Raw genomic sequence first — 8,661 nt, 5'->3', positions numbered from 1 at the left:
ATGGCTAAGGAAAAGTTTGAGCGTTCCAAACCGCACTGCAACATCGGCACGATTGGCCACGTTGACCACGGTAAAACGACGCTGACGGCAGCGATCACCAAATATTTTGGTGAATTCAAAGCCTACGATCAGATTGATGGTGCACCGGAAGAAAAAGCGCGTGGGATCACGATTTCCACGGCGCACGTTGAGTATGAGACGGAAAACCGTCACTACGCGCACGTGGATTGCCCGGGTCACGCTGACTATGTGAAAAACATGATCACTGGCGCGGCTCAGATGGATGGCGCGATTCTGGTTGTGAACGCCGCTGACGGCCCGATGCCGCAGACCCGCGAGCACATTCTTTTGGGTCGCCAGGTTGGTATCCCTGCCATGGTCGTGTTCATGAACAAAGTGGACCAGGTTGACGACGAAGAGCTTTTGGAACTCGTCGAAATGGAAATCCGCGAGCTTCTGTCCATGTACGACTACCCGGGCGACGATATTCCGATCATCGCGGGGTCGGCTTTGGCCGCTCTTGAAGGTCGTGATCCGGAAATTGGCGAAAACAAGATCCGTGAATTGATGGCCGCAGTTGACGCCTATATTCCGCAGCCGCCGCGTGCGGTTGACGAGCCGTTCCTGATGCCGATCGAGGACGTGTTCTCGATTTCTGGCCGTGGCACTGTTGTGACCGGCCGTATTGAGCGCGGCGTGATCAACGTTGGCGACAGCATTGAAATCGTTGGCATTCGTGACACGAAAACCACGACCTGTACCGGCGTTGAAATGTTCCGCAAACTCCTGGATCGCGGGGAAGCTGGCGACAACATCGGCGCGCTTTTGCGTGGTGTGGATCGTGAAGGCGTTGAGCGTGGTCAGGTTCTGTGTAAGCCGGGTTCGGTGAAGCCGCACACGAAGTTTGAATCTGAGGTCTATATTTTGACCAAAGAAGAAGGTGGCCGTCACACGCCGTTCTTCGCAAACTACCGTCCGCAGTTTTACTTCCGCACGACCGACGTGACCGGGACTGTTGTTCTGCCGGAAGGCACCGAGATGGTGATGCCGGGCGACAACCTGAAGTTCAACGTTGAACTGATCGCGCCGATCGCGATGGAAGAAGGCCTGCGCTTCGCCATCCGCGAAGGTGGCCGCACGGTCGGTTCCGGCGTTGTGTCGAAGATCGTTGAGTAAGCGAGACGATCACGAGACGCACGAATAAGGTGTGTCGAAGATCGTTGAGTAAGGTCGAGTTTCTGTAAGAAACTCTGACCAGCGGGTGGCAGTTGCTTTTGCTTGCAAAAGCAATGAGAACCCATAACGGTTGTGATTAAGAAAGGGCGTCCCTCGGGGCGCCCTTTTTGCAAAGACAAAACCGCGTAAAATCCCAATAAATCACACGGGTATCGGCATTAGATGTTGATCTGCTCCAATCCCCCCTGTATTGGGCAGCAATTCACTTCGTGTGAAAGAGGAGGGTGAGTCGTGACTCGCCCTTTTCAGTTCGACGTGGCGGCGCAATGGTGCGTTTTCCACCTCTCAACTTTAAGCCGCGAAAGGCTATATTATGCAGTCGCAAAATATTCGCATTCGGCTGAAGGCATTTGATTTCCGCGTGCTCGATTCCAGCACCCAGGAAATCGTAAATACGGCAAAGCGCACCGGCGCGACTGTCCGTGGCCCGATCCCGCTTCCGAACAAGATCGAAAAGTTCACGGTTCTCCGTGGTCCGCACATCGATAAAAAATCCCGCGATCAGTTTGAGATCCGGACGCACAAGCGTCTTCTCGACATCGTTGATCCGACGCCCCAGACCGTTGACGCGCTGATGAAGCTCGACCTCGCCGCTGGTGTTGACGTCGAGATCAAAGTTTAAGGAGGGCACGTAGATATGTTGCGCTCTGGTATCATCGCGAAGAAAGTGGGCATGACCCGCTTGTTCATGGAAGACGGCAAACAGATCCCTGTGACCGTTCTTCAGCTCGAAAACCTGCAAGTTGTGGCTCAGCGTACCGTTGATAAAGACGGCTACACAGCTGTTCAACTCGGTGCTGGCAACGCAAAAGCAAAACGCACCTCGGCAGCTATGCGCGGTCACTTTGCCGCTGCAAACGTGGCTCCGAAGCGTAAAGTTGCGGAATTCCGCGTGGACGAAGCCAACCTCATCGAAGTCGGCGCAGAAATTTCTGCCGAGCACTACTTTGAAGGTCAGTTCGTTGACGTGTCCGGGACATCCATCGGTAAAGGGTTTGCCGGTGCGATGAAACGCCACAACTTTGGCGGTCTGCGTGCGTCGCACGGTGTGTCCGTGTCCCACCGTTCGCACGGCTCCACGGGTCAGTGTCAGGATCCGGGCAAAGTCTTTAAAGGCAAAAAAATGGCCGGTCACATGGGCTCTGCCCGCGTCACCACCCAAAACCTTCAGGTCGTTCGCACCGACGCTGACCGTGGCTTGATCATGGTCAAAGGCGCCGTTCCGGGCTCCAAAGGTGGCTGGGTTACGGTCAAAGACGCCATGAAAAAGCCGTTCCCAGAGAACGCGCCGCTTCCGGCTGCTCTGAAATCCGCACAAGCTCCGGTCGCTGAAGCTCCTGCTGCAGAAGCACCAGTAGAAGGGGGTGAAGCATGAAACTTGATGTGATCAAACTCGACGGCGGCAAAGCCGGCACTTTGGATCTCGATGAGGCCCTGTTTGGCCTCGAGCCGCGTGCCGACATTCTGCACCGTGTGGTCCGTTGGCAGCGCAACAACGCGCAGGCCGGCACCCACAAGGTAAAGACCCGCTCGGAAGTGTCCTACTCGACCAAGAAGATCTATCGCCAAAAAGGCACCGGTGGCGCACGTCACGGTTCCCGCAAGGCTCCGATCTTCCGTAAAGGTGGGATTTACAAAGGCCCGACACCGCGTTCGCACGGTCACGAGCTGACGAAAAAGTTCCGTAAACTCGGGCTTAAGCATGCTCTGTCTGCAAAGGCTGGCTCTGGCAACCTCGTGATCCTTGAAGATGCGAAACTCGCAGAAGCAAAGACCGCGTTCCTCGCCAAAGCGATCAAAGAGCAAGGCTGGAAGCGCGTGTTGATCATCGACGGTGCTGAGATTGACGCCAACTTCAAAGCGGCTGCTGCGAACATCGCTGGTGTTGATATTCTCCCGACGATGGGCGCAAACGTATACGACATTCTGAAACGTGACACGCTCGTGCTCACGCGTTCGGCTGTCGAAGCTCTGGAGGCTCGCCTCAAATGACCACGAAAGCTGCACTTTACGACGTGATCCGTAAGCCGATCATCACTGAGAAAGCCACGATGGCTTCTGAAAACGGTGCTGTTGTTTTTGAAGTCGCCATCGACTCCAACAAACCGCAGATCAAAAAAGCCGTTGAAGAGCTGTTCGGTGTGAAGGTGAAAGCCATCAACACCGTCGTCACCAAAGGTAAGACGAAACGCTTCCGCGGGATGCTTGGCAAACGCAAAGACGTCAAAAAAGCCTATGTGACACTCGAAGAAGGCAACTCGATCGACGTGTCCACCGGTCTCTAAGTCCTTTCGGACTGGATCTGGTTAGAAATGAAGAAGCCCCTCGGCGAGAGCCGGGGGGTTTTTTGTTTGTTGTGAGGTTAGTTTCCACGCAGATTTGAAAGCCCGAGATGTCTAATAATGTCCCCACCTCGATTTTTCCCACCACGTTGAGAGTCGCTTGGCGTAGAAGGCAATACCTCATCGGCCATCCCAAACAGATCGCTTGGTGCCTTAAACTTTAGATGTTTGCCTTCTTGGGTTTTCGAATAGCCCATTGCTGAAAGAAGTGCCCCAAGCCTCTTTGGCATTTCGTTACCGTCTTTACTCGCGGCCTTGATTTGGACAATGAGCGAAGCAGCACGCCCAGTAAAGTTTGTTGATTTGACAAATTCCTGAGCGAACGCTGAAGTTCTTTCGTCCACATCTAAGTTTGGAAGGACGGCCATTTGCTTTATAATAAATCTAAGGCGATCAGAAAATTCACCCTCATACAGCTCCCTTCCAATAACCTTTGCCAAAGCGATTGGAAGCAGGTCGGATGAATCCATGGTTTCATTTGAGCTTGATGCCTTAGCGATCTCTAGCAGCGTCTTCAGGTTTTCAATTTGTTCGTCTTTAGCCTTAAGTTCAGCATCTACATAATCAATATATTCATTGAAACTGTCCGTTGATTCTGATGAAATCTGCCCACGAAGAAGGCGCGATTGTTCTTCTTGAATTTGCTGCCATTCCCATCCGCGTTTTGCGGCCAGACCGGACATGAAGGAATTCACACTAAAAGCGCACAGTGTCTCCAGTTTATAACCAGATCGGTCATCTGCTTTCCTGAATAGACGGCTTAGCTGTTTGCCACTAGGGGCAAATATCCCTATCGCACCAGCATACGGGTTTTCGCGATTACTGGCATTCATTAGCTCAAATGAAAAACCTCTGTCAGGCTCGACAACTATGTGCCCAAGCCCTGCAATTTTTTTCGCGAGCCGATTTGGATCGAGAGGCAAGCTATTGTCATTGTTACGAGAGACATAAATGCATGGAAGAAATTCAGTAGCGTGCCCTGTCAGTATAGCCTGCGCTAGACTTAATGCATTTGTTTGCAAGTAATGAGGCGTTGATTGGATTTGTAGTTTGCCGTCTGAAGCAGTCCAATTGTCTTCAATTGATTGAGAGATAAAATATGGCTTTTTGGGTGTTTCTAAAACCGCATGTGGTTCAACAGCAAAGCATTGCCCTCTTATGCGCAGAAAGGCAGCGTCAGCGAAGCGTGAATAAACGCATTCAGTACGCCATTTTCTACCCATGTCGTCGGGTATCTCGAGACGAACACCGAATGCGGAAATGCTATTATGCTCATATGATTTAAGCGCTAATGCCTCTCCGGCATTCGTTTCGAGCCATGCGTCGTCATGGTAGAGCTCTTTGGCATCAAATTCTTCCAAAACACGGCTTGCTTTTATCCCTCTTATCCATGCAATTGCTGCGGCGGTGAACCTAGCTTTGTTAATATCTGGTCTGGCCGGAAACTCTGTCGCGAAAATACTCAAATGCAATCTCCCCAATTCGTATGGTAATCATTGTGCGGAACGGGTGAAAAGTCAAAGCGACAGATGTGGTGAGAAACCCCACTCCCCCCTAGACACCCCCACCCATCCTTGCTAAACGCACCCATCGCGTGGCCTCGGATTCGTTCTGAGGCCTCTTGGTATTGTGAATTCGGGCACCTCTCATTTGGTTGAAGGGGCCTACAACATGGCCACCTTCGGGGGGCTAAACATCAGGCGGACCAGTTACAGGATCCGCCTCAGCTAGACGGAAGACAGAAAGAATGGCACTCAAGTCGTATAAACCGACGACGCCTGGCCAACGTGGGTTGGTTCTGATCGACCGTTCGGAGCTTTGGAAAGGCCGCCCGGTCAAATCCCTCACTGAGGGTTTGACCAAGAATGGCGGTCGGAACAACACCGGACGGATCACGATGCGCCGCAAAGGCGGCGGGGCAAAGCGTCTCTATCGTATCGTCGACTTCAAACGGAACAAGTTTGACGTCGCAGCGACTGTGGAACGGATCGAATATGACCCGAACCGCACCGCGTTTATCGCGCTTATCAAATATGAAGACGGCGAACAGGCCTACATCCTGGCTCCGCAGCGTCTGGCCGTTGGCGACAAAGTCATCGCCTCTGCCAAGGCTGACGTGAAGCCGGGCAACGCCATGCCGTTCTCCGGTCTCCCGATCGGGACAATCGTCCACAACGTTGAGCTCAAAGCTGGCAAAGGCGGTCAAATCGCGCGTGCTGCTGGGACTTATGCTCAGTTCGTTGGTCGTGACGGTGGCTACGCTCAGATCCGCCTGTCTTCTGGCGAATTGCGTTTGGTCCGTCAGGAATGCATGTGCACCGTTGGTGCCGTGTCGAACCCTGACAACTCCAACCAGAACTTCGGTAAAGCCGGTCGCAACCGCCACAAGGGCATCCGCCCGTCTGTGCGTGGTGTGGTTATGAACCCGATCGACCACCCGCACGGTGGTGGTGAAGGCCGGACCTCTGGTGGTCGTCACCCGGTGACGCCATGGGGCAAACCGACCAAAGGCGCGAAAACGCGCAACAAGAACAAGGCGTCCAGCAAGCTCATCATCCGCTCGCGTCACGCTAAGAAGAAGGGTCGCTAAGATATGGCACGTTCTGTCTGGAAAGGCCCGTTTGTGGACGCTTACGTCCTCAAAAAGGCCGAAAAAGCTCGCGAGAGCGGTCGCAACGAGGTCATCAAGATCTGGTCCCGCCGTTCCACCATCCTGCCGCAGTTCGTTGGTCTCACCTTTGGTGTGTACAACGGCCGCAAGCACATCCCCGTCAACGTCACAGAAGACATGATTGGTCAGAAGTTCGGTGAGTATTCGCCGACCCGCACCTATTATGGTCACGCTGCTGACAAAAAAGCGAAACGGAAGTAAGTCATGGGTAAGGTAGCAAATCCCCGTCGCGTGGCTGACAACGAAGCAATGGCCAAAACCAAAATGCTTCGCGTTTCGCCGCAGAAACTGAACCTCGTGGCTCAGATGATCCGTGGTAAGAAAGTGGACAAGGCCCTTACGGACCTCACGTTCTCCAACAAGCGTATTGCGGCTGACGTGAAGAAATGTCTTCAGTCTGCGATCGCCAATGCCGAAAACAACCACAACCTCGACGTCGATGAACTCATCGTTGCCGAAGCTTGGGTTGGCAAAAACCTGACCATGAAACGCGGTCGCCCGCGCGCGCGTGGCCGGTTTGGCAAGATCATGAAGCCGTTTGCGGAAATCACCATCAAGGTGCGTCAAGTTGAGGAGCAAAACTAATGGGTCATAAGGTTAACCCGATCGGTATGCGCCTCCAGGTCAATCGCACCTGGGACAGCCGCTGGTACGCCGACACCAAGGATTATGGGAATCTTCTTTTGGAAGACCTCAAAATCCGCGACTTCGTCAAAGAAGAGTGCAAACAAGCCGGCATCAGCCGTGTGATCATCGAACGTCCGCACCGCAAGTGCCGCGTCACGATCCACACCGCCCGTCCGGGTGTCATCATCGGCAAAAAAGGCGCGGACATCGAAGGTCTGCGCAAAAAAATCGCCGCGATGACCGCGTCCGAGCTGCACCTCAACATCGTTGAAGTGCGCAAGCCGGAACTCGACGCCGCTCTCGTGGCCGAGTCGATTGCACAGCAGCTTGAGCGTCGTGTGTCCTTCCGTCGTGCCATGAAACGTTCGGTTCAGAACGCCATGCGCATGGGCGCTTTGGGTATCAAAGTGAACGTCGCTGGCCGTCTTGGTGGTGCCGAGATCGCACGGACCGAATGGTATCGCGAAGGTCGCGTGCCGCTGCACACTTTGCGTGCTGACATCGATTACGCTCATGCCGAAGCCTCCACGGCTTATGGCATCATCGGCATCAAAACCTGGATCTTCAAAGGCGAGATTATGGAACATGACCCGCAGGCTCATGACCGTCGCGCCGAAGAAGCTCAAGCTGGTCCGGCGCCTCGCGGCGACCGCGGCCGTCGCTAAGGAGATCTGAGATATGCTTCAGCCAAAGCGTACAAAATTCCGCAAGGCCCACAAAGGCCGGATCCATGGTCAAGCCAAAGGCGGCTCTGACCTGACTTTCGGGACATTCGGCCTCAAGGCCGTTCAGCCCGAGCGCGTCACCGCGCGTCAGATTGAGGCAGCTCGTCGTGCGATGACCCGCCACATGAAACGCCAGGGTCGCGTTTGGATCCGTATCTTCCCGGATCTGCCGGTCACCTCGAAACCGACCGAAGTCCGTATGGGTAAAGGTAAAGGTTCTGTTGATTATTGGGCATGCAAGGTCAAACCCGGCCGCGTGATGTTCGAAATCGACGGCGTGACGGAAGAAGTCGCACGTGAGGCCCTGCGCCTTGCCGCGATGAAACTCCCGATCAAAACCCGCACCGTGGTCCGCGAAGACTGGTAAAAGTGGGTGCCCCACGGGGCACCTGCGCACAAGCGGTGGAGCGGGTGTCATAGACACCTGCGGGCCGCGCCCCAGTTGAAAAATATACCCCCCGTCGAGAAATCGGCGGGGGTTTTTGTTTATAACCAACTCTCAGTATATGAGTTATAGGCAATCAACTCAGGAAAAAACTCGGGGGTGGGGATCGGTGTTACACCATCATTCATGTCCCAAAAGCGCGAATAAATCACGACGCAGTCTTTTGGCGCTGTTCTTTTCCTTGAAGTATTCAGTGTCGGTTGCAGCTTATGAATAAGTGCGCCTTCAGCGGTGTGCAGGTCTGTCGGTGTTTTTAGGGTCCGTCTTCCAGACAAGCCAGCGGTTGCAATTTCTCCAAGATAATATGCGTTGTTGATCGGATCATTCATCTTTTCGTGTTTGCCAAACCGAGAGCTGGGAGACGTTGATAGGCCGATATAATTAATGGAGCTTTCGGCTAACGCTTCTCTGCTTGATATACCCATATATAGTGTGCGTGTTAGTGTGCGTGACTTTTTGCCCCAAGCAATGGCTTCCTCTTTAAGGCCTTCAATTGACGTGTAAGGTCCGTACCATTCTACTATAATCGCAATTGGCATTTTATTTCCTAAATAGCAATTTCTATTCAGTTATGCTCAGCCGAATTCGGGTGGGGCGCAAGGAATTATGCGCTAG

Annotated in this window: 12 protein-coding genes; 10 read left to right on the top strand and 2 right to left on the bottom strand. The window is 53.5% G+C overall.

All coding sequences use genetic code 11. The features are described from left to right. The 5 genes from tuf to BLT54_RS17820 all read left to right on the top strand — a co-directional run. A partial coding sequence (gene tuf, locus BLT54_RS17840) for an elongation factor Tu (RefSeq protein ID WP_074646537.1) occupies nucleotides 1–1,176 on the top strand: 1,176 nt, incomplete at its 5' end. Between the two features lie 373 nt (nucleotides 1,177–1,549). Next, nucleotides 1,550–1,858 (top strand): 30S ribosomal protein S10, encoded by a 309-nt coding sequence (gene rpsJ / locus BLT54_RS17835; protein WP_009574003.1) that lies wholly within the window; start codon nucleotides 1,550–1,552, stop codon nucleotides 1,856–1,858. Between the two features lie 15 nt (nucleotides 1,859–1,873). Next, entirely contained in the window at nucleotides 1,874–2,611 is a 738-nt protein-coding gene (gene rplC, locus BLT54_RS17830) for a 50S ribosomal protein L3 (RefSeq protein ID WP_009574004.1), read from the top strand. Further along, nucleotides 2,608–3,228, top strand: a complete 621-nt coding sequence (rplD, locus tag BLT54_RS17825; protein WP_074646536.1) for a 50S ribosomal protein L4 — start codon at nucleotides 2,608–2,610, stop codon at nucleotides 3,226–3,228. The genes rplC and rplD overlap by 4 nt, the downstream gene beginning before the upstream one ends. Beyond that, nucleotides 3,225–3,521 carry a 50S ribosomal protein L23 gene (locus tag BLT54_RS17820; RefSeq protein ID WP_009574006.1) on the top strand — a complete coding sequence of 99 codons (297 nt, stop codon included), beginning with the start codon at nucleotides 3,225–3,227 and terminating at the stop codon, nucleotides 3,519–3,521. Before rplD ends, BLT54_RS17820 begins: the two co-directional genes overlap by 4 nt. A gap of 77 nt (nucleotides 3,522–3,598) precedes the next feature. Here the strand turns inward: BLT54_RS17820 and BLT54_RS17815 are convergent, their stop codons facing one another. After that, nucleotides 3,599–5,044 carry a hypothetical protein gene (locus BLT54_RS17815; protein WP_143026873.1) on the bottom strand — a complete coding sequence of 482 codons (1,446 nt, stop codon included), beginning with the start codon at nucleotides 5,042–5,044 and terminating at the stop codon, nucleotides 3,599–3,601. 281 nt (nucleotides 5,045–5,325) lie between these two features. Here BLT54_RS17815 and rplB point away from each other — a divergent pair, with 281 nt between their 5' ends. Genes rplB through rplP form a run of 5 tightly spaced genes read left to right on the top strand, consistent with a single transcriptional unit; the run spans nucleotide 5,326 to nucleotide 7,968 of the window. After that, nucleotides 5,326–6,168 carry a 50S ribosomal protein L2 gene (gene rplB, locus BLT54_RS17810; protein ID WP_009574007.1) on the top strand — a complete coding sequence of 281 codons (843 nt, stop codon included), beginning with the start codon at nucleotides 5,326–5,328 and terminating at the stop codon, nucleotides 6,166–6,168. A gap of 3 nt (nucleotides 6,169–6,171) precedes the next feature. Further along, nucleotides 6,172–6,450, top strand: a complete 279-nt coding sequence (gene rpsS, locus BLT54_RS17805; protein ID WP_009574008.1) for a 30S ribosomal protein S19 — start codon at nucleotides 6,172–6,174, stop codon at nucleotides 6,448–6,450. A 3-nt stretch (nucleotides 6,451–6,453) separates the two neighbouring features. Then, the gene (gene rplV, locus BLT54_RS17800) at nucleotides 6,454–6,834 is read left to right on the top strand and encodes a 50S ribosomal protein L22 (protein WP_009574009.1); all 381 of its coding nucleotides are present in this window, start codon (nucleotides 6,454–6,456) and stop codon (nucleotides 6,832–6,834) included. Continuing rightward, nucleotides 6,834–7,541 carry a 30S ribosomal protein S3 gene (gene rpsC, locus BLT54_RS17795; protein ID WP_074646534.1) on the top strand — a complete coding sequence of 236 codons (708 nt, stop codon included), beginning with the start codon at nucleotides 6,834–6,836 and terminating at the stop codon, nucleotides 7,539–7,541. Before rplV ends, rpsC begins: the two co-directional genes overlap by 1 nt. 13 nt (nucleotides 7,542–7,554) lie before the next feature. Next, nucleotides 7,555–7,968, top strand: coding sequence for a 50S ribosomal protein L16 (gene rplP, locus BLT54_RS17790; protein WP_009574011.1), 414 nt, complete (start codon nucleotides 7,555–7,557; stop codon nucleotides 7,966–7,968). Nucleotides 7,969–8,087: 119 nt separating this feature from the next. Here rplP and BLT54_RS22325 read toward each other — a convergent pair whose 3' ends face one another. Further along, nucleotides 8,088–8,585: a hypothetical protein gene (locus BLT54_RS22325; protein ID WP_143026872.1), complete on the bottom strand. Its 498-nt coding sequence runs from the start codon at nucleotides 8,583–8,585 to the stop codon at nucleotides 8,088–8,090. Between the last annotated feature and the right edge of the window lie 76 nt (nucleotides 8,586–8,661).

This window comes from Celeribacter baekdonensis, assembly GCF_900102315.1.
Lineage (GTDB): Bacteria > Pseudomonadota > Alphaproteobacteria > Rhodobacterales > Rhodobacteraceae > Celeribacter > Celeribacter baekdonensis.
Note: the sequence above shows the minus strand (reverse complement) of the source record. Positions and strands in the feature narration are given on the sequence as shown.